This window comes from Actinacidiphila oryziradicis (genome assembly GCF_005047355.1).
Classification (GTDB): domain Bacteria; phylum Actinomycetota; class Actinomycetes; order Streptomycetales; family Streptomycetaceae; genus Actinacidiphila; species Actinacidiphila oryziradicis.
This window is the reverse complement of the sequence record NZ_SUMC01000025.1, coordinates 18157-37883: the sequence shown is the minus strand read 5'-3', so window position 1 is coordinate 37883 and position 19727 is coordinate 18157. Positions and strand designations below refer to the sequence as shown.

General features: G+C 71.4%; 19 protein-coding genes and 2 pseudogenes. 7 read left to right on the top strand and 14 right to left on the bottom strand.

What is annotated here, in order from left to right; all coding sequences use genetic code 11:
• Positions 1 to 371: 371 nt before the first annotated feature.
• Both FCI23_RS24640 and FCI23_RS24635 read left to right on the top strand, forming a co-directional pair.
• Positions 372 to 1166 (top strand): hypothetical protein, encoded by a 795-nt coding sequence (locus FCI23_RS24640; protein WP_136726196.1) that lies wholly within the window; start codon positions 372 to 374, stop codon positions 1164 to 1166.
• A 179-nt stretch (positions 1167 to 1345) separates the two neighbouring features.
• On the top strand, positions 1346 to 1570 hold the full coding sequence (locus FCI23_RS24635; protein WP_136726105.1) for a hypothetical protein: 225 nt from the start codon (positions 1346 to 1348) through the stop codon (positions 1568 to 1570).
• A 39-nt stretch (positions 1571 to 1609) separates the two neighbouring features.
• Here the strand turns inward: FCI23_RS24635 and der are convergent, their stop codons facing one another.
• From der to aroH, 5 genes are all read right to left on the bottom strand, one after another.
• Positions 1610 to 3067, bottom strand: a complete 1458-nt coding sequence (der, locus tag FCI23_RS24630) for a ribosome biogenesis GTPase Der (protein ID WP_136726104.1) — start codon at positions 3065 to 3067, stop codon at positions 1610 to 1612.
• A gap of 139 nt (positions 3068 to 3206) precedes the next feature.
• A complete protein-coding gene (locus FCI23_RS24625; protein WP_246143948.1) occupies positions 3207 to 3875 on the bottom strand; it encodes a lysophospholipid acyltransferase family protein in 669 nt (222 codons plus the stop codon).
• The gene (cmk, locus tag FCI23_RS24620) at positions 3872 to 4555 is read right to left on the bottom strand and encodes a (d)CMP kinase (protein WP_246143946.1); all 684 of its coding nucleotides are present in this window, start codon (positions 4553 to 4555) and stop codon (positions 3872 to 3874) included. The genes FCI23_RS24625 and cmk overlap by 4 nt, the downstream gene beginning before the upstream one ends.
• Before the next feature lie 369 nt (positions 4556 to 4924).
• Positions 4925 to 6010 carry a prephenate dehydrogenase gene (locus FCI23_RS24615; protein WP_136726103.1) on the bottom strand — a complete coding sequence of 362 codons (1086 nt, stop codon included), beginning with the start codon at positions 6008 to 6010 and terminating at the stop codon, positions 4925 to 4927.
• The gene (gene aroH / locus FCI23_RS24610; RefSeq protein ID WP_136726102.1) at positions 6007 to 6369 is read right to left on the bottom strand and encodes a chorismate mutase; all 363 of its coding nucleotides are present in this window, start codon (positions 6367 to 6369) and stop codon (positions 6007 to 6009) included. The genes FCI23_RS24615 and aroH overlap by 4 nt, the downstream gene beginning before the upstream one ends.
• Positions 6370 to 6483: 114 nt before the next feature.
• On the opposite strand from aroH, the gene FCI23_RS24605 reads away from it, so the two are divergent.
• From FCI23_RS24605 to FCI23_RS24585, 5 genes and pseudogenes are all read left to right on the top strand, one after another.
• A complete protein-coding gene (locus FCI23_RS24605; protein WP_136726101.1) occupies positions 6484 to 6846 on the top strand; it encodes a DUF952 domain-containing protein in 363 nt (120 codons plus the stop codon).
• A 100-nt stretch (positions 6847 to 6946) separates the two neighbouring features.
• A complete protein-coding gene (locus FCI23_RS24600) occupies positions 6947 to 7603 on the top strand; it encodes a hypothetical protein (protein WP_136726100.1) in 657 nt (218 codons plus the stop codon).
• Positions 7600 to 8196 carry a DUF6529 family protein gene (locus tag FCI23_RS24595; protein ID WP_136726099.1) on the top strand — a complete coding sequence of 199 codons (597 nt, stop codon included), beginning with the start codon at positions 7600 to 7602 and terminating at the stop codon, positions 8194 to 8196. Before FCI23_RS24600 ends, FCI23_RS24595 begins: the two co-directional genes overlap by 4 nt.
• Positions 8193 to 8600: a Rieske (2Fe-2S) protein gene (locus FCI23_RS24590; RefSeq protein ID WP_136726098.1), complete on the top strand. Its 408-nt coding sequence runs from the start codon at positions 8193 to 8195 to the stop codon at positions 8598 to 8600. Before FCI23_RS24595 ends, FCI23_RS24590 begins: the two co-directional genes overlap by 4 nt.
• 62 nt (positions 8601 to 8662) lie before the next feature.
• Positions 8663 to 8785 (top strand): annotated as a pseudogene (locus FCI23_RS24585) (DNA polymerase beta superfamily protein); the annotation flags it as partial.
• Between the two features lie 13 nt (positions 8786 to 8798).
• Here the strand turns inward: FCI23_RS24585 and FCI23_RS24580 are convergent.
• From FCI23_RS24580 to FCI23_RS24540, 9 genes and pseudogenes are all read right to left on the bottom strand, one after another.
• A pseudogene (locus tag FCI23_RS24580) lies at positions 8799 to 9392 on the bottom strand (ADP-ribosylglycohydrolase family protein); the annotation flags it as partial.
• Entirely contained in the window at positions 9389 to 10165 is a 777-nt protein-coding gene (locus FCI23_RS24575; RefSeq protein ID WP_136726097.1) for a nucleotidyltransferase domain-containing protein, read from the bottom strand. The gene FCI23_RS24575 and the pseudogene FCI23_RS24580, both read right to left, overlap by 4 nt.
• Positions 10166 to 10255: 90 nt before the next feature.
• Positions 10256 to 11302 (bottom strand): pseudouridine synthase, encoded by a 1047-nt coding sequence (locus tag FCI23_RS24570; RefSeq protein WP_136726096.1) that lies wholly within the window; start codon positions 11300 to 11302, stop codon positions 10256 to 10258.
• Positions 11302 to 11946, bottom strand: coding sequence for an SMC-Scp complex subunit ScpB (gene scpB / locus FCI23_RS24565; protein WP_136726095.1), 645 nt, complete (start codon positions 11944 to 11946; stop codon positions 11302 to 11304). The genes FCI23_RS24570 and scpB overlap by 1 nt, the downstream gene beginning before the upstream one ends.
• The gene (locus tag FCI23_RS24560; protein ID WP_136726094.1) at positions 11943 to 13145 is read right to left on the bottom strand and encodes a segregation and condensation protein A; all 1203 of its coding nucleotides are present in this window, start codon (positions 13143 to 13145) and stop codon (positions 11943 to 11945) included. The genes scpB and FCI23_RS24560 overlap by 4 nt, the downstream gene beginning before the upstream one ends.
• Positions 13146 to 13200: 55 nt before the next feature.
• Positions 13201 to 13770 (bottom strand): hypothetical protein, encoded by a 570-nt coding sequence (locus FCI23_RS24555; protein ID WP_136726093.1) that lies wholly within the window; start codon positions 13768 to 13770, stop codon positions 13201 to 13203.
• Positions 13755 to 14714, bottom strand: a complete 960-nt coding sequence (locus tag FCI23_RS24550) for a ParA family protein (RefSeq protein ID WP_407646023.1) — start codon at positions 14712 to 14714, stop codon at positions 13755 to 13757. The genes FCI23_RS24555 and FCI23_RS24550 overlap by 16 nt, the downstream gene beginning before the upstream one ends.
• A gap of 502 nt (positions 14715 to 15216) precedes the next feature.
• Positions 15217 to 16344: an alanine dehydrogenase gene (gene ald, locus FCI23_RS24545; protein WP_246143944.1), complete on the bottom strand. Its 1128-nt coding sequence runs from the start codon at positions 16342 to 16344 to the stop codon at positions 15217 to 15219.
• A 203-nt stretch (positions 16345 to 16547) separates the two neighbouring features.
• Positions 16548 to 18659 (bottom strand): tetratricopeptide repeat protein, encoded by a 2112-nt coding sequence (locus FCI23_RS24540; RefSeq protein ID WP_407646019.1) that lies wholly within the window; start codon positions 18657 to 18659, stop codon positions 16548 to 16550.
• Between the last annotated feature and the right edge of the window lie 1068 nt (positions 18660 to 19727).

The window sequence follows — 19727 nt, the reverse complement described above, 5'->3', positions numbered from 1 at the left end:
ACGGGCTTGAATAAGAGGCCGCGCGAATAGGTGGGGTGGAGGAAGGAGCGGGGCGAGGGGCAAGTCTGGCAAGGCGGAGGAAGGAGGCGACGCGATGGGGGTGCCCCCTGCTCGAGCGGAGCCGAGAGCTTGGTGGGGGCACCTCCCGGACGGAGTCTGGGGGAGAGTCGTCGACCGACACCGACGGCAACACTTCCAGGCGCCGCCCATCGGCACGCGACGCCGCCCCACCTATTCGCGCGGCCTCTAAGGCGATCCGGATAGGGAAAGGGCGTGACTCCCACCGCAGGTCTTCCGTTGTTAACTGCGTGCCGGGCAGAGCCCGGCGAAGGAGCCGTAGCCGCACAGTCAAGGAGGCTTCCGTGCCGCCCATGCTCGACGTCAGCGACGAGGTACGAGCCGAGATCGGCGAAGAGGAGGCGCAGCGTCTGCTCGCAGGCGAGAGCGCGCCGGGCACATACGACTGCACCTCCTGTCGCACTCCCGGCAACACCTCGCAGGAGCGCACCAGTACGGTGCTCTTCGTGGGCGAGGAGACCGCCGTGCTCGCGTTCGCCCACGCCACCTGCATTCCGTCCCAGATCGTCCCGGTGTCGGAGCAGCAGCTCCAGGGCGCGGTGCAGAGCATCACGAGCAACGGCGGGAGCGCCGCGCCCTCGGTCGCTGTCGCCCCCTCGGTGCCGGCCGCGCCTGTTCTGGCGCCGCGCCAGGCGGTGCTCGGAATCACCTGCGGACTGGTCCTGGTACAGGGCGATGTGCGCCCCGCACTGGTGATCGAGCCGACCGGCCCGGTCGCCCGCCCGGGACAGGGCGGCCCCGGCGACGACTTTCTCCCGCTCCTCATCGAGCAGGGCTTTCTGCCGGTCAACGACCTGTCAGCACCGCCATCACCACTCGCCGGCTGGTCGGTGCTGCTCGCCATGGGCCAGCTGCACGCCATCCTCCAGCCCGGTTCCGCCGGTGCCTGGTGGCAGGCGCACCAGCCACTGCCGGTCAGCGAGGGCTGGCGGCAGGCGGTCAACAAGTCCAACGAGGTGTACGTCTATGCGGCCCCGGTCGGCTCCATCGGCCAGCAGCCGCGTGAGGACCTGCTGGCCGACGCCCTGGACCGGGCCGCCCGCCATGGCGTGCTGGTCGGCGCAACCATGCCGCTCTCCGGCACCTGAGCCATCGTCACCCACCGAAGGGCGCGTACGGAAAACCGTGCGCGCCCTTCTTGTGCCCGGGCAGGAAGGCGTAATTCAGCCGTATGGCCCGCATCCCGACTCCGCGCATGGTCGTTGGCCCAGACGTGCACACCTTTGACGCTATCTCCTGGGCCGCCTACCGCGGTCATATTCCGCCCATGCGCGCGCCCGAAAGCGCCTCCGACGGTTCGGGCACACCGATCTACGACGCGCTCTGCTCCGAGTACCGCAGGCTCTTCCGTACGCTGCCGGGTGACCGCTCCGGCGAGGAGGCGCTGCAGTTCAACGACTTCAGCGGCGCGCCCTACCGCCCCGGGCGGCACCGTGGCCATCTCCCGGCGCTGCCGGCAGGGAGCGGCCACGACAACCGCATGCATGGGTGAAAGGCGGCCCGGAGGCCGCGCCCTGTCCCCCGCCGCCTTTTACTTCTTGCGGCCGCGCTTCTCCCGGACCCGCACCGACACCTGGATCGGTGTCCCCGCGAAGCCGAACTCCTCGCGCAGCCGGCGCTCGATGAACCGCCGGTAGCCCGCCTCCAGGAAGCCCGAGGCGAAGAGGACGAAACGGGGCGGCCTGGTGCCGGCCTGGGTGCCGAAGAGGATGCGGGGCTGCTTGCCGCCGCGGACGGGGTGGGGGTGGGCGGCGACGATCTCGCCGAGGAAGGCGTTGAGGCGCCCGGTGGGGACCCGGGTCTCCCAACCCGCGAGCGCGGCCTCGATCGCCGGGACGAGCTTCTCCATGTGGCGGCCGGTGAGCGCCGAGACGTTCACCCGGGGCGCCCACTGGACCTGCACCAGATCCTGTTCGATCTCACGCTCGAGGTAGTAGCGGCGCTCCTCGTCGAGCTGGTCCCACTTGTTGTAGGCGATGACGACAGCGCGCCCGGCCTCGACAGCCATCGTGATGATCCGGAGATCCTGCACGCTGATGGTCTCGCTGCCGTCGATCAGGATGACCGCGACCTCGGCCTTCTCCAGCGCGGCGGCGGTGCGGAGCGAGGCGTAGTAGTCGGCCCCCTCCTGGAGGTGGACCCGGCGGCGGATACCGGCCGTGTCGATGAATTTCCAGGTGATGCCACCGAGTTCGATCAGCTCGTCGACCGGGTCGCGGGTGGTGCCGGCGATCTCGTTGACGACGACGCGCTCCGACCCCGCGACCTTGTTCAGAAGGCTGGACTTGCCGACGTTGGGCCGGCCGATCAGCGCCACCCGGCGCGGGCCACCGACCGCTTCCCCGAAGGTCTGGGCCGGGGCCTCCGGGAGTGCCTCCAGGATCGCGTCGAGGAGGTCGCCGGTGCCACGGCCGTGCAGCGATGACACGGGGTACGGCTCGCCGAGGCCGAGATTCCACAGCGCGGTGGCGTCCGCCTCGCCGGAGGGACCGTCAACCTTGTTCGCGGCGAGCACGACAGGCTTGCCTGCCTTGCGGAGTAGCCGGACGACCGCCTCGTCGGTGTCGGTCGCGCCGACTGTGGAGTCCACGACGAAGACCACCGCGTCGGCGGCCTCGATGGCGTACTCGGCCTGCGCGGCGACCGAGGCGTCGATGCCCAGCACGTCCTGCTCCCAGCCGCCGGTGTCGACGAGCTTGAAGCGGCGGCCGTTCCAGGTCGCCTCGTAGGTGACGCGGTCACGCGTCACTCCGGGCCGGTCCTCGACGACCGCCTCGCGGCGTCCGATGATCCGGTTGACCAGGGTCGACTTGCCGACATTCGGCCGGCCGACCACCGCCAGCACGGGCAGCGGACCGTGGCCCGCCGCGGCCAGGTCGCCGGCCACCTCTTCGGGGTCGAAGCCCTCCTCGGCGGCGAGCTCCATGAACTCGGCGTATTCCGCACCGCCGAGCGCACCGGCGTCGCCGTACTCGTTCTCGATGTCCATCTTTCCTCAAAGTCCTACTCTTGACGCATGCAGGGCAGGGCTTGCCCTTCGCAGAGCCCGGCGGGCCGAGCGAGAAGCCCCCGGTGTCCACCGGAGGAGGAGCTACCTCATCGAGCCTAATCGACGGTGTCGGACGCTTTCAGGCGCGCTGCGTAGCACGCTTAGCAGCATCCAGGTGCGCCGCGAGGCGCTCCTGGATGCGCACCGTGGCGGCGTCCATCGCCGTACGGGTGCGCCTTCCGCCGCCGTCACCCGCCGTGAACGGGTCTCCGTAGACCACATCGATCCGGCTGCGCAGCGGCGGCAGCGCCGATATCACCCGACCGGGCCGGGCGCTGCCCAGCACCGCGACCGGCACCACGGGTGCGCCGGAGCGCACCGCGAAGTAGGCCAGGCCCGAGCGCAACTCGGAGAAGTCTCCCTCGCCGCGGGTGCCCTCAGGAAAGATCCCGAGGACGCCTCCGCGCTCCAGGACGCCGAGCGCGACAGTGATCGCGGCACGGTCGACGGTGTCCCGGTCGACGGCGACATGGCCCACCCCGCGCAGGAACGGGTCCATCAGGCCGACGAAGGCCTCCTTCTTGACCAGGAAGTGCACCGGCCTCGGGGAGGTCCCGATGATCATCGGGCCGTCCACATTGTGCGAGTGGTTCCCGGCCAGGATGACCGGCCCATAGGCCGGCACCCGCCAGGCGCCGAGCACCCTCGGCCGCCACAGGCCGTTCATCAGGCCGATGCCGATGCGGCGGCCGACCGCCGCTCCACGCGGCCCGGGGACCGTGGCGCGGCCGGCTTGTTCAGAGGTCACGCCTTGATCCGCTTCTCCTCGACCAGGGTAACGACACACTCGATGACCTGGTCCAGGGTGAGCTCGCTGGTGTCGACCTCCACGGCGTCGTCCGCCTTGGCGAGCGGCGAGGTCTTACGCCCGGAGTCGGCCGCGTCCCGCTTGGCCATGGCCGCACGGGTGGCGGCCAGGTCCTGGGCCTCCTTGCCCTTCAGCTCAGCGGTGCGGCGGGCCGCACGGGCCTCCTCGGACGCGGTCAGGAAGATCTTGAGCGTCGCATCCGGCAGCACGGTCGTACCGATGTCCCGGCCCTCCACCACGATGCCCGCCAGCGCCTCGGCCGCCGCCGTGCGCTGCAGCTCCACCAGCCGGGCCCGTACTTCCGGCACAGCGCTGACCGCGCTCACCGCTGCGGTGACCTCCTGCGTACGGATCGGGCCGGAGGCGTCCACGGCGTCCACCGTGATGGTGGGCGCCGCGGGATCGCTACCAGAAACGATCACCGGTTTCCCGGCGGCGTCGGCGACGCCGGCGGCGTCGTTGACGTCTATACCGTTGGTCAGCATCCACCATGTGATCGCCCGGTACTGGGCGCCGGTGTCGAGGTAGCTCAGGCCCAGCTTGGCGGCGACCGCCCTGGAAGTGCTGGACTTGCCCGTGCCCGAGGGGCCGTCGATCGCGACGATCACCGGATTTGACACAGTCGGGAGACCTTCCTCGTACACACTCGCGGGACGGAGATGGCTGAACGCCTTCTCCTAAGGCTACCGGCCCCTCGCTGGCCCCCGTACCGTCGCCCTCGCCGGGCAGGCCGGAACGGCGCCGGGTGCCCCCGGTGCGGGTTCCGCCCCCTCTGCGGTGGTTGCCCGCTGGGCTTGTCCGGCTGGGCCGGCACGGTTTCGTTCCGTCTGCCGGGGGTGCCGGTTCCCCCCCCAGCTACCTCCCCCGGCCTTCGGCCGGGGGAGGTAGCTGGGGGGGGAACCTCCCGGCCGAAGGTTGGGGGAGAGAGTCACCCCGGAGGCGACCCCGGCCCAACAACCGAACAAGCGCACACCACCCACGGCGCCGGGTTACTGGCGGATGGACCAGCCACGGTCGCGTAGGGCCACGGTCAAGCCCGGCGCAGCCGAGGGTTCGACCATGAGCTGGACGAGGCCGGCCTGCTGGCCGGTGGAGTGCTCGATGCGGACGTCCTCGATGTTGACCCCGGCGCGTCCGGCGTCCGCGAAGACGCGGGCGAGCTCGCCGGGCTGATCGCCGATGAGGACGGCGACGACCTCGTAGGACTTGGGCGCGGTGCCGTGCTTGCCGGGGACTTTGGACTGCCCGGCGTTACCGCGCCGGAGGATGTCCTCGATGCCGGTGGCGCCTTGACGGCGCTTCTCCTCGTCGGCGGACTGGAGGGCGCGGAGCGCCTCGACCGTGCCGGTCAGGTCGGTGGCGAGGTCGGCGAGGACATCGGCGACGGGGCCGGGGTTGGCGGAGAGGATGTCGATCCACATGCCTGGCTCGGAGGCGGCGATCCGCGTGACATCGCGGATGCCCTGCCCGCACAGCCGTACCGTCGCGTCCTCGGCGTGCTGAAGCCGGGCGGCGACCATGCTGGAGACGAGGTGCGGGGTGTGCGACACGAGGGCGACGGCCCGGTCGTGGGCGTCGGTGTCCATGACCACCGGGATGGCGCGGCAGAGGGCGACCAGTTCGAGGGCGAGGTTGAGAACCTCGGTGTCGGTCCCGGGAGTCGGGGTGAGGACCCAGGGGCGCCCCTCGAAGAGGTCAGCCGTGGCGGCGAGCGGCCCGGAACGCTCGCGGCCGGACATCGGGTGCGTACCGATGTAGGCCTTGAGGTCGCAGCCGAGCGCCTCCAGTTCGCGGCGCGGCCCGGACTTGACGCTGGCGACATCGAGGTAGCCGCGGGCCAGGCCGCGGCGCTGCGCGTCGGCGACAGTCGTCGCGACACGCGCCGGGGGTACGGCGACGATCGCGAGATCGACCGGCCCGTCGGGGGCCTCGTCCGTGCCCGCGCCGAGCGCGACGGCGATGCGGGCGGCGGACGGATCGTGGTCCTCGAGGTGCACCTCGACCCCGCGTGCGGCGAGGGCGAGGGCGGCGGAAGTACCGATGAGCCCGGTCCCGATGACGATCGCGGTTCTCACTGTGCGATGTCCTTGCGGAGCGCCGCCGCCGCGCCGAGGTAGACGTGGGCGACCTCGGCCTTGGGCAGATCGGTCTCGACGTGGGCCAGGATGCGTACGACCCGGGGCATGGCCCCGGCGATGTCCAGTTCCTGGGCGCACACCAGGGGTACGTCGGTGATGCCGAGCTTGCGGGCGGCGACCGCCGGGAAGTCGCTGTGCAAATCCGGAGTCGCGGTGAAGAGCACGCTGATCAGGTCGTCCACGGCGAAGCGGTTGCGCTCCAGTATGGCGGTGAGCAGCTCCGAAACCTGCGCGTGCAAGTGCTCGGCATCGTCCCGTTCCAACTGGACGGCTCCACGGACCGCTCGTACCGCCATGTCACTGCTCCCTCGGGTCCTGGTGCACATACCTGATCAGCGTAGTCGCGGTCGCCGGGACACGGTTGGGGGTCCCGACCCGCGAGACGGGGTGTGTGGGGTACAACCGTGGGCATGATCTACCACCTGGTGCCCCTTGACGACTGGCTGCACGAGCCGGACCGGCCGTACGCGCCGGCGTCGCTCGCCACAGACGGTTTTGTGCACTGCTCACCGGACGAGGCGGTCACGCTCGCCGTGGCCAACGCGTTCTACCGGCAGGTGGCCGGGCCCCTGATGGTGCTGCTCATCGATGAGGACGCGCTGGACGCCGAGGTGCGCTGGGAGGCCGCCGATCCGGCGCCGCCGCCGGGTGTCTCGGACAGCACCCGCTTCCCGCATGTGTACGGCCGCGTCAACCGTTCCGCGGTGGCGGGCATGCTGGAGGTCCGGCGGGGCCCGGACGGCAGCGCGGAGGCGCTCGCGCTCTGGTCCTGAGCGCCGGTTCATACCGTTGCGCCCCCAGGCGCGGCTTCCGCGATCTGGTTGGCCGGTGGTTGCATGGTGGCCTGACGTCGCGCCTCGGGGGGAGGCCAGGATGACGAAGCGTTCGGGTCCGCTCTACACGCTCCTCGCCGGGTTCGTACTCGCGGCGGCCATGCTGTCGCTGAATGTGACGACCGGGTCGGGAGTCACTTCGTACAGCGGCGGAACCGCCCCTGCCACGCCGGGCACCGCTCCGACGCCCACGCCCACGGTTGCCGGTCCCTCCGCCACCGCGCCGCCCGACGCGGACTACGCGGGCCGTACCGCCGACCGGGCCGCGAGCGTCGCCGTTTCGCTGCGTGGGGGCAAGGCCGTCGCGTACGTCTGCGACGGCCGTACGAAGGAGGCCTGGCTCCGGGGCGACGTCAAGGACGACGGCACCATGCGGCTGACCGGCAAGCGGGGCGCCGGCCTGGACGGCACACTGCGCGGCGGCCGCATATCAGGCACTGTCCACCTGCCCGGCCGCGTCAACTGGGCCTTCAGCGCAGACAAGGCCGTCAAGCCGTCCGGCCTGTACAGGGCCACCGCCGTCGTGCGCGGCGCCAGGGTCGAGGGCGGCTGGATCGTCCAGCGCAGCGGCAGCCAGGTCGGCATCGTCGACCGCGACGGCGTGCCGTCCGGCGCGCCCTCCATCGATCCCGCGACCGGTGCCGTGACCGTCTACGGCCGACAGCTCACCGCCAAGCCGATCGGGAGTGCCCCATGAGCGTGGACCCGAACGCCCGTACCGCCTCCTTCCCGGCCGGTCCCCCGGGCCCCGGCGGCCCGCGCGCCGCCCTCGGCTACCTCGTCCCCGCCCTGGCCGCCGCCGCTGTCGCCGTTCTCCTCGGCGTCTACGGCAAGGCCCACGACCCGACCGGTACGGCCTTCAACCTCGTCGGCTTCTCCAGCACCGGCGCCGTCAAGTCCTGGCTCGCCAGCGCCGCCTTCGGCTTCGCTCTTGTCCAGACCGCCTCCGCGCTGCTCATGTACGGCAAGGTGCCGGGCCTCCGCGCCCCGTCCTGGACCGGCGCGCTGCACCGCTGGTCCGGCCGGGCCGCTTTTCTGCTGGCCGTGCCCGTCGCCGTGCACTGCCTTTACGCGCTCGGCTACCAGACGTACAGCGCGCGGGTGATGTGGCATTCGCTGCTCGGCTGCTTCTTCTTCGGCGCCTTCAGCGCCAAGATGCTGCTGCTGCGGGCGGAGCGGCTGCCCGGCTGGTTGCTGCCGGTCGTCGGCGGGCTGGTCTTCGCTGTGCTCACCGCCATCTGGCTGACCTCGGCCCTGTGGTTCTTCCGCACCAACGGGGTGACGGCATGAGGCGCCGGGAGGTGCTGCTCACGGCGGGCGCGATGGTGGCGGCGCTGGCCGGCTGCAGCAAGTACGGCGACAACCAGGGCGCGCCGCCGCCGGCCTCCTCCAGTGGAACGGGCCGCGGCCAGGTGCTCGCGAAGACCTCCCAGGTGCCGGTCGGCGGCGGCGTGGTCTTCGCCGACCGCAAGGTCGTGGTCACGCAGCCCACGACCGGCGAGTTCAAGGCTTTCTCGGCCGTCTGCACCCATCAGGGCTGCACGGTGACCTCCGTGTCCGGCGGCACCATCAACTGCCCCTGCCACGGCAGCAAATACCGCGTCGCCGATGCCTCGGTCGCCGCCGGCCCCGCGCCCCGCCCCCTCGCCCCGCAGCCGATCGCCGTCCGGAGCGGGGAGATCCTGCTCCCGTAGGCTCGCGTGAGCCCGGGCGATACCAGGTGCGGTCCGGCCTGGCATCGGCCACAATCTCGGTCATGCGCCCTGCGGGTCACGCCCTGGTGACCGACCACACCACCTATGCCTGTGTCATGGGATCCCGCGCCTTCGGCCTGGCCACCGAGGCCAGCGACACCGACCGCCGCGGCGTCTATGTCGCCCGACGCAGCTCTTGCGGTTCTCCACCGCGTACTGCCGCAGCAGCCCGGTCAGTTGCCCCGGCGGAGTGCCCTGGGCCAGCAGGTACACCGCGTGCGCGGTGAGGTCGCTCGTGGGGAGGGCGGTGGGGTGCCCGTGGGTGAGTGCGGACTACAACTGCGCGGCACCGGCACGCACTTCGCCGCTCAGACCGGGTACGAGGCCGAGCGGCGCGACCCTCATGTTCGCGCCGCAGCCCTTGGAGCCGGTCTGGCTGGCCTCCTGCCAGCGCCGGGCGTCGTGGCTGAGCCGCTCGCAGGCGACGAGACAGGTGCGGCCCGGCGCGCGGTTGTTCTCGGGTGAGCGCCACCATTCGACGTACCCCTCGCGCACCGGCCGCACCATCCGAACCGGCGCCAGCGGCCCGCGTTCCATCGCGGTACGGAGCCCGCGGCCGAGCGCCAGGGTCATCTGGGTGTCGTCCGTGACGAAGGCGGCCCTCGGCAGTTCCATCTGCCGCCAGGGCCCGCACTTGGCGAGGATCGAGGGCACGTCGTTGAACTCGGTGGGGAAACCGAGTGCGTCGCCGAGCGCCAGCCCGGTCAGCGCGCCGGTGGCGGAGCTCCTCACGCGGCCACCCGGGTCCGTACGACGAGGTCGTGCAGCGCGTCGTAGACCGTCGGCTCGCCCGGTAGGCGCGAGGCCTCCTGGGCGGCGTCCAGGGCGGTGTGGAGGGCTTCCACGTCGGTGCGCAGGCGCTTGGGGTCGACGTCCATGGCGAGGCTGTGCTCGGCGAGGGCCTTGTCGTGGATGAGGCCGGCGACGTAGGAGGGAGCGCGTACCTGGTCCAGGAGAGTCGGGAGGTGTGCCTCGATGGTGCCGGTGCGCATGAGGTAGATGCCGGTGAGCAGGACGCGGAAGGTGTAGAGGAGGGGCTTGAGCTCGCCGGTCTTCTGATAGAGGGCCCACTGGGTGTTCGCGAAGCCGCGGTAGTGGTGGGCGTGGTGCCGGGTGATGAGGCCCGGCGAGAGGTCCACGAGGGCGCTGTGCACGCCGCTGGTGTGGACCACCAGCGGCGAGAGCAGCTGTTCGAGGACATAGCCGTTGCGCCGGATCATGAGCCGGGCGAATTTGAGCAGGTCGTGGGTGACGAGGTCGAGTTCGAGGCCGTCGCGGTCCCACATACGGGTCTGGGTCTCCTCGCCCTCCCGCAGTCCGATGATGCCGGACAGCGGAAGGAGGTGGGCGCCGCGCAGGTCCACATCCGAGTCGCTGGAGGGGAAGCCGTACAGGTGCGCACCGGAGACGGTGGCGAACAGCAGCGGATGCCCCTGCCCATCGAGGACCGGCCGCAGATCGGGCAAACCGGCCTCGCGCAGGCGTTCGGAGTGGATGGCGGTCATGCGGACCATCCTCGCCGTAAAAGTGACCGTCCAACCATGGGATTTTTGTTAAAGGTTAAGCGCCTGGACCCTCTGGCGGCCCCGGACGCTCTAGAGGTCGACTTCGCGCATGAGCATGCCGACCTCGGTGTTGGTGAGGCGGCGCAGCCAGCCGGACTTCTGGTCCCCGAGCGGAATCGGGCCGAAGTGGGTGCGGACCAGCCGTTCGACCGGGAATCCGGACTCGGAGAGCATGCGGCGCACGATGTGCTTGCGGCCCTCGTGCAGGGTCACCTCGACAAGGTAGTTCTTGCCGACATTCTCGACGATCTTGAAGTGGTCGGCACGGGCGAAGCCGTCCTCCAGCTCGATGCCGTTCTTCAACTGCTTTCCCAGGTCGCGCGGGATCGGGCCCTGGATCGCGGCGAGGTAGGTCTTCTTCACGCCGTAGCGGGGGTGGGTGAGGCGGTGGGCCAGCTCGCCGTGGTTGGTGAGCAGGATGATGCCCTCGGTCTCGGTGTCGAGGCGGCCGACATGGAAGAGCCGGGTCTCACGGTTGGTGACGTAGTCGCCGAGGCACTGGCGGCCGTCGGGATCCTCCATGGTGGAGACGACACCGGCCGGCTTGTTGAGAGCGAAGAAGAGGTGCGACTGGGTGGCGACCGTCAGGCCGTCGACCTTGACCTCGTCCTTCTCCGGCTGGACCCGGAGGCCCTGCTCGGTGACGATCTTGCCGTTGACCTCGACACGCCGCTGCTCGATCAGCTCCTCGCAGGCGCGGCGCGAGCCCATGCCGGCCCGCGCCAGCACCTTCTGGAGGCGCTCGCCCTCCTGCTCGGCCCCGGGGAAGGTCTTCGGGAGCTTGAGCTGGGGCTTGTCGTGGCGGGCGCGGTTGCGCTCCTCGATCTGGGCGTCCAGCTCGCGCGGCCGGGCGGGGGCGGGCTTGCGGCCGCGGTTGCCGGTGGGCTTGTTGCTGGGCTTGGAGGGGGCGACCCCGCCGGGCCGGTTCGCGCCCGACTGGCCCGTGCTGCCGACGTCGTAGCGGCGCTCCTCGGGCCGGGGGGTGCCCGTGCGCTTCTGTCCGTCGCGCTTGGCGCCACCGCCGCTGCCCGCACTCCGGGAGTTCCGGTTGCCGCTGTTCCTGTCGCTGCTTCGCATCAAGTTTCCGTAATCGAGGTCGTGTCCGGGCCGTCCGGGTCGAACGACGGAACCCCTTCCAGGGAGTCCGCCTCGACGGCGTCCACTTCTGGGAGGAAAGGCGCCAATTCCGGCAATTCATCCAGGCCGCGCAGGCCCATCCGCTCCAGGAAGTAGTTCGTCGTCCTGTACAGGATCGCACCTGTCTCGGGTTCCGTCCCACCTTCCTCGACCAGACCGCGCTGGAGGAGGGTGCGCATCACACCGTCACAGTTCACTCCGCGCACCGCCGAGACGCGGGACCGGCTCACCGGCTGGCGGTACGCGACCACCGCCAGCGTCTCCAGCGCGGCCTGGGTGAGCCGGGCCTGCTGACCGTCCAGGACGAACTTCTCGACGGCCGGCGCATATGCCGGGCGGGTGTAGAAGCGCCAGCCGCCTGCGATCAGCCGCAGGTCGAAGCCGCGCTTCTGTGTCGCGTACTCGTCCGCCAGCTCGCGCAGCGCCTTCGCGACCGCGCGGCGGGGCCGCTCCAGCACCTTCGCGAGGTGCTCCTCGGTGGCCGGCTCGTCGACGACCATCAGCACCGCCTCCAGCGCGGGCTTCAGCTCCAGCTCGCCGACCTCGGCGGCGAGCAGCCCCGCCGGGGCCTCGTCGGTCGTCATCGCTCTGCCCCTTCCTTCTGTGGCTTCTGCTGCTTCTCCGGCTTTGCTTCCTGGTCGAACTCGTCGGTGACCAGCGGCTGCGTGCGATCCTCTTCCCCGCCGCCGGTCCAGCGGACCTGGAGCGTACCGAGCGCCTCCTCCTGGTCCAGCGCGACCACCTTCTCCCGGTACAGCTCCAGAAGAGCCAGGAAGCGGGCCACGACAGTGAGCGTGTCCGGCGCGTCGGCGGTGAGCTCCCCGAAACTCGCCGCGCCGCGCTCGCGCAGTATCGCGATCACATGCTCCGCCTGCTCCCGGACGCTGACCAGCGGCGCGTGGATGTGGTCCACGTACACCTGCGGCTTCGGCTTCGGCTGCATCGCCTTGACCGCGAGCTGCGCGAACCGCTCCGGGCCGATGCTCAGCACCACCTCCGGCAGCAGTTCCGCATGCTGCGGCTCCAGACCCACGGTGCGCGGGTAGCGCCGCCCCTCCGCCTCCAGCCGGTCCGCGAAGATCGCCGCGACCTGTTTGTACGCGCGGTACTGCAGCAGGCGGGCGAAGAGCAGGTCCCGGGCCTCCAGCAGCGCCAGGTCCTCCTCGTCCTCCACCTCGGCGGCGGGGAGCAGCCGGGCCGCCTTCAGGTCGAGCAGCGTCGCCGCCACGACGAGGAATTCCGTGGCCTGGTCCAGGTCCCACTCCGGGCCCATGGCCCGGATGTGCGACATGAACTCGTCCGTGACCTTCGACAGCGCGATCTCGGTCACATCCAGCTTGTGCTTCGAGATCAGCTGCAGCAGCAGGTCGAACGGCCCCTCGAAGTTCACCAACCGCACGGTGAATTTGCCGTTGGCTCCCGCGGCTTCCTCTTCCGCCGGGACGGAAACGGCTGCGCCGGGCCTCTGACGTGTCTCCTGCGTCCGGGGTACGTCCCCGGGCGCGCCCGCCGACGGAACGAGCCCGGAATCACCCTCGCCGGTCACCACCGCCTCGCCGGCGCTGCGGGCCGCGGGGCCGCTGCCCAGCACACGCCCGCGGGGCTCGCCGTCCGGTTGCGTCGCGCCCTCGCCGGGGGCGCCGCCCGGAGGGACGGGCGCGGCAGGCTGCGGGGAGTCAGCCGGAGCCAGGCCGGGACCGCGCCCGAGGTTGCGCCGGGGCGAGCGCGAGATGGGGGTCCCCCCGGCTGAAGGCTGGGGGCGTGGGTCGTCGGGAGGGGGCATTGCGGTCCTGGTGCTGGGCGCCGTCGGAGACGGCACCGTACCGTGCCGGAGGGGGTCAGCGACCTCGCAGGCGGCGTACGAGGATGCTCGCGTCGCCGCGGGCTTCGAGGTCGGCGAGGACCACGGCGACGGCTTCGCGGACGATGCGCCCACGGTCGACGGCGAGCCCGTGTTCGCCCCGCAGGACGAGGCGGGCGTGTTCGAGGTCCATCAGCTCCTCGGCGGAGACATAGACGGTGATCTTCTCGTCGTGCCGTTCGCGGCCGCTGGGACGGCGATTGGGGCGGGAGGACTTACGGCGGGCGGGCTGGACGGGGGCGGGCCCCTGGGACGCCGTGGGGGTGCCCTGGCCGGGCTGCGGGCGGCGGGCCGGGCCTCCGGCCTGTTCGGGCACCGTACGAGCCGTGGGGGCGCCCTGGTCGGGCTCACGGCCGCCGTGTTCGGGGGAGGCCGCCGCGTCCGGGCCCGGTTCGGGCTCGCCGCCCGGGACCGGGCGCAGGGGCCGTTCGGCGGGGCCGGGAATCTCGCCGTTGGCGTGCTGCCGTGGCGACGAGGACTGCAGTGCCCTCCCCCCGGTGGTGCGGAACAGTTCGTCCGCCCCCGGGAGACTCACTCGGCGTGACACCGGGCGAGCACCTCCCTGGCGAGCTGGCGATAGGCGGCGGCGCCGACCGAGTTGGACGCGTAGGTGGTGATCGGCTCTCCGGCGACCGTGGTCTCCGGGAAGCGCACCGTACGCCCGATGACGGTGTGAAAGACGTTGTCGTCGAAGGCTTCGACGACCCGCGCGAGCACCTCGCGGCTGTGCACGGTCCGCGAGTCGTACATCGTGGCAAGGATGCCGTCGAGTTCGAGCTCGGGGTTGAGCCGCTCGCGGACCTTCTCGATGGTCTCGGTGAGCAGCGCGACCCCTCGCAGGGCGAAGAACTCGCACTCGAGCGGGACGATCACCGTGTGCGCCGCGGTGAGCGCGTTGACGGTGAGCAGGCCCAGCGAGGGCTGGCAGTCGATGACGATGTAGTCGTAGTCGGCCATGAGCGGCTTGAGCGCCCGCTGCAATGTCGACTCGCGGGCGACCTCGCTGACCAGTTGGACCTCGGCCGCCGACAAGTCGATATTGCTGGGCAGCAGGTCCATGCCGGGTACCGCGGTCTTCAGCAGTACCTCGTCGGCCGCCAGCCCACGCTCCATCAGCAGGTTGTAGACGGTGATGTCCAGTTCCATCGGGTTTACGCCCAGGCCGACACTGAGCGCGCCCTGCGGGTCGAAGTCGACCAGCAGCACGCGGCGGCCGTATTCGGCCAGCGCGGCGCCCAGGTTGATGGTCGAGGTGGTCTTGCCGACCCCGCCCTTCTGGTTGCACATCGCGACAATTTTTGCCGGGCCGTGCTCGGTGAGCGGTCCGGGGATCGGAAAGTACGGAAGTGGGCGGCCGGTGGGGCCGACGCGTTCGCGGCGCTGACGCGCCGCGTCGGGGGCGAGCGTGGCCGCGTATTCGGGGTCCGGCTCGTACTCGGCGTCGGGGTCGTAGAACTGACCGTCCTGCAGATCGTCCTCGTAATTCGCCATGGCGGGTACGGACTGCGTCTCTGTGCTCGGGTGGACACCGGGCCGGCGGGCCTCGAAGGTTCGGACCGCGACGGAGCCCACTGCCTCCAGCCGGGAGTGGCCGTCGGCCTGAACGGTCATTCCTGGTTGACCACCCCCGGGAGCAAATGTCGACTCATTCACAAGTCGTCTTACCTCCTTGGTGACCAGGAAACTTCTAGACAGGTCAGCATGGCAGCATGCCGACGGTTGGCGACTCTATGGCGTGTCGGTGGTTCACAGCAACACAATCCGCCAGACGCGGCCTGATGTGTCGGCAACCGAACGCCCCGCTGTCAAGGGTGTAACGAGCTCATCGTCGACGTTTCAGCGGGGTACGAATCGGTGAAAGGGTAGTGTTCCACACCAATAGCCGGGCCCTGGCATCCAAGGCCCGGCCATAGGTGCCGGATTGGCGACAAGTTGACACCAGTCGTAAAAATCACGCCGCCGGTGCCGGTGCCGACACTGATTCCGCCCCAGGTCAGGCGACGAGCAGGTCCTCGAGCTCGGTGGCGGCGAGCCCGTGCGCCTCGGCGACCGGACCGTAGACGACCTGCCCCTCATGGACGTTGAGGCCCATGGCGAGCGCCTGGTCGCGGCGCAGAGCCTCGCGCCACCCCCGGTCGGCGAGTTCGACGATGTACGGCAGCGTGGCGTTGGTCAGCGCGTATGTCGAGGTGTTGGGCACCGCGCCCGGCATGTTGGCGACGCAGTAGAAGACCGAGCCGTGCACCTGGAACGCCGGCTCGGCGTGTGTGGTGGGACGGGAGTCCTCGAAGCAGCCGCCCTGGTCGATCGCGATGTCGACAAGAACCGAACCCGGCTTCATCCTGGAGACCAGCTCGTTGGTGACCAGCTTCGGAGCCTTCGCACCGGGAATCAGCACGGCGCCGATGACGAGATCGGCCTCCAGAACGGCCTTCTCCAGCTCGAAAGCGTTGGAGACGATCGTCTGGATCTTCGCCCCGAAGATCTTGTCCGCTTCGCGGAGCTTGTTGATGTCGCGGTCGAGCAAGGTCACATGGAAGCCCATGCCGACGGCGATCTGCGCGGCGTTCCAGCCGGAGACACCGCCGCCGATGACCACAGCCCTGGCCGCAGCCACCCCCGGGACACCGCCGGGCAGCACACCCCGTCCGCCCGCCGAGCGCATCAGGTGGTACGCGCCGACCTGCGGGGCGAGCCGGCCGGCCACCTCGGACATCGGGGCGAGCAGCGGCAGGGCACGACCGGGGAGTTCAACGGTCTCGTACGCGATGGCCGTCGTGCCCGAGCGGAGCAGCGCGTCGGTGCACTCGAGGGAGGCGGCGAGGTGCAGGTAGGTGAAGAGCGTCTGGTCCTTGCGGAGCCGGTGGTACTCCTCCTCGACCGGTTCCTTGACCTTCAGCAGCAGGTCGGTGGTGGCCCAGACCTCGTCGGCGGTGGGGAAGATCGCCGCCCCCGCGGCGGTGTACTCGGCGTCGGGGATGGAGGAGCCGAGACCGGCGCCCTGCTCCACGTGGACGGCGTGGCCGTGGCGGACCAGCTCGTGCACACCGGCGGGGGTGATGGCTACGCGGTACTCGTTGTTCTTGACCTCGCGGGGGATGCCGACCTTCACGTCGATCACGGTCCTTGGTTCTGGGAGCTGTCGGGATTGCTACAGGCCTCCGGAAATCCGGACATAGCAACCCTTCACCGGGTACGCCGGACCTGACCGCGTTACCTGCGGCACCACCAAGTGTAGTGAAGGAAGACTCGCTGTCCAGCCTTTCAATGTGTCGGGTTCAAGCCGAAACGTTGACACTTTCGCAGGCGATCATCCGGATACCCTCACTCATCGGTCTGCAACAGATGGTCCGCCGCCGCCCGTTGCAACCGCGCCCCGGCCGGATCGCCGAGCCGGTCCAGGGTGTCGGCCATCCGCAGCAGCACCGCCCCCTCCAGCCGCCGCTCCCCCGCCTGCCGGGCCCAGTAGAGGGCGTCCCGGCAGGTCCGCAGGGAGTCCTCCGGGTGCCCGGCGTACTCCTGCACCCGGGCCACCTCGCTCAGCGCCCGGGCCTGTGCCGGCAGGTCCTGCAGCCGCCGGTGGGCGGCGACCACCGCCCGCCACTCCTTCAGCGCGGACCCGTACCGCCCGGCATAGATGTGCAGCGCGCCGATCCTGCCGCGCAGCCGCGCCTCGTGTACCAGTTCGCCGCGGGTCTGCCTCAGGGCCAGCGCCCGGCCGAACCAGTCCGAGGCCCGCTGCGGGTCGTCCAGCTCCAGATACGTACCGGCGATGGCCTCCAGCGCACGGCCCTCCGCATCCCCGTCGAAGCCCTCGCGGGCCGCCACCAGCGCCGCCCGGTAGTGCTCCAGCGCCTCGGCCGGGCGGGCGGACTCCGCCTCCAGGTCACCGAGATTGATCAGCGCCGCCGCCCTTTCCCTGGGCAGGCCGCGCCGCTCGGCCACATCGAGGACCAGGCAGTGCAGCTGATACCGCTCCGCCGTGGTGTCACCGCATTCCGGGTCGGCGGCCAGCGCCCTTACCAACGCGGCCACCAACCGCCGGGCCAGAGTGTCCAGCTCGCCGTCCGCCACCGCGCTCCTGGCAGCCGCGAGCAGCGCCGGCAGCCGGGCCCTCAGCCACTCCGCCGCCGCGGCGCGGGACGCGAAACGCAACGGCCGGGGGACCTCGTCGGACTGGTCCGGCGCCAGCCCGAGCCGGCACGCGTGCAGCAGCCGTACTGTCCGCTCCAGCATCCGCGCCCGTGCCAGCGCCACCTCCGCCGGCCGGTCCCGCGTCTCCACCAGCGCCCGCAGCAACGGCGCCAGGCACCCCGGCACCCGGTACAAGTGCGGCAGCGTCGCCGTCCCGGGTTCCCTCTCCAGCAGTCCGCACGCGGCCAGATCCTCCAGAGCGCCCCGTGCCGCGTCCACCGAACACCCCGCCAACGCCGAGGCGATCTGCGCGTCGGCCAGCCCGGCCGGCGCCAGCACCAGCAACCGCAGCAACCGTGCGGCGGTCTGCGGCAGCGCCTCGTACACCGCCATGAACGCTCTCGCCAGCGGCGCCGACGCGCCCGACCGCGGCTCACCGGTGCCGCCACCGGCACTGCGTACGGGGCGGTCGGGGCGCTCCACCGCGGTGACATCCAGCACCGCGCGCAGGCGGTGCAGCGCGTCGGCGACAGCCAGCCGCGGATGCGCGGCCAGCCAGGCACCCATGAGGCGCAGCGCCGTCGGATCCCCCGCGCACTGCCCTGCCAGGGCCTCCGCCGCACGTGGGTCATTGGTGATGCGGATGGCACCGACCAGATGGGTGAGCAGATCGATGGAGGCCGCGGAATCAAGGCCGCCCACGGTGCAGGGGCGCACATCGGGCACGCCCGGCAGCGGGCCGCCCGATGTGGCGATCACGAGATTGCCGGGGCCATCGGGCAGCAGCGCGAGCAACTGCTCGGGGTGGGCCACATCGTCCAGCACCAGCACCGCGCGGCGGGCGGCGAACGCCGAGCGCAGCGCGGCCCGCAGCTTCTCCGGCCCCGCTCCGGGCTCCGGCGCGGCACCCATCGCGCGCAGCATGGCCCGCGCGGCCTGCCCGTCGGGCAGCCGCTCGCCGTCGCTGTCGGTGAGCCGCAGGAAGAACCGCCCGTCCGGATAGCGCTCGGCAACCTCCCGCGCCAGCCGCACGGCCAACGTGGTGCGTCCCGAACCCGGCCGCCCCGCCACCAGCAGCACCCGGCACCCGGCAGGCACCCGGCCACGCAACGCCTCCAGCCCCGGCCGGTCGATATCCGCCCGCAGCCCGTCCAGCTCCCGCCGCCGCCCGGCGAAGTACGGCAACCCGGGCGGCAACGGACACTGGCCTGAATCCGACTCCCGCGGTACGGCCCGCGCCGCGTCCCCGCCCTCAGCGGCATCCGGCCGCAGATGTTCGATGTCCTCGGCCGGCGCGCCCACTGTCCTGAAACCGGCGCCGGGGACAGCCGCCCCCCCGCCGTCCGCATCCTGCGTTCCATCCGTGGTCCCACCCGGCAAAGCCGCGGACACCGACGCACCGGGGCGTGGGGCAGCCGTCCCCCTGCCGTCCGACGCTGCCGCCGAGGCGTCAGCGTCCAGCACGTGATCCGCCACGGGTCCACTCCCGTTCTGCCTGCGCAAACGAGCCCGACGCCAACGCGCACGGGAACAGAATGAGCCTAGTTCACCGGCCCCGCCCCGCTCGGGGCTCCGACGCGGCAGATCAAGCCAAGGATCACCCCATCGGATCAGCCGATCATCCGACTTTCCCCTCGCTGGGCCGGCCGGAACGGCGCCGGGTGCCCCCGGTGCGGTTCCGTTCCGCGCGCCGCCGTTGCCGCTTTGTCCTCAAACGCCGGACGGGCTGAGTTTGCCCGGCCGGACCGGCACGGCAGGTTGTCCCAGCTGCGGGTGCGCAGGTTCCACCCCCTCTGCGGTGGTTGCCGGTTCCTCCCCCAGCTACCTCCCCCAGCCTTCGGCCGGGAGGTGCCCCCAGGAGGTGCCCCCACAAACGCCGGACCGGCTGGGTTTGCCCGGCCGGACCGGCACGGTTTCGTTCCGCCTGCCAAGGGTGCCGTTCCGCGCCTCCCCCGCCGGGGGTGCCGGTTCCTCCCCCAGCTACCTCCCCCGGCCTTCGGCCGGGAGGTGCCCCCAGGAGGTGCCCCTACAAGCGCCGGACCGGCTGGGTTGTCGTGCGTGCCGCCACGCCATGTGGTCGTGGGGGGGGGTCGGGGCCGCTGTGGGGTGATCTCCTCGGGGCTCGCACGTGCGGGTCCACGGCCCGCTTGCCCGGGGTGCACGCGCTCGTCCCCTGCGGGGACACCCCGGCGCGTCCCCTCCCGGCCGGACAGACGTGTGACGGCCGCTCGGGGCGGAGACCGTAAAACCAAAGGCACCGCGCGCCGGGCAACCCCCGGGGTGACCGCGGGACACAACCCACCGTGAAGCGCTGTGACGGCCGGAGGGGGCGGTTCAGGGGTGTCCCCGCAGACTGTGTCGCCCAAGTGC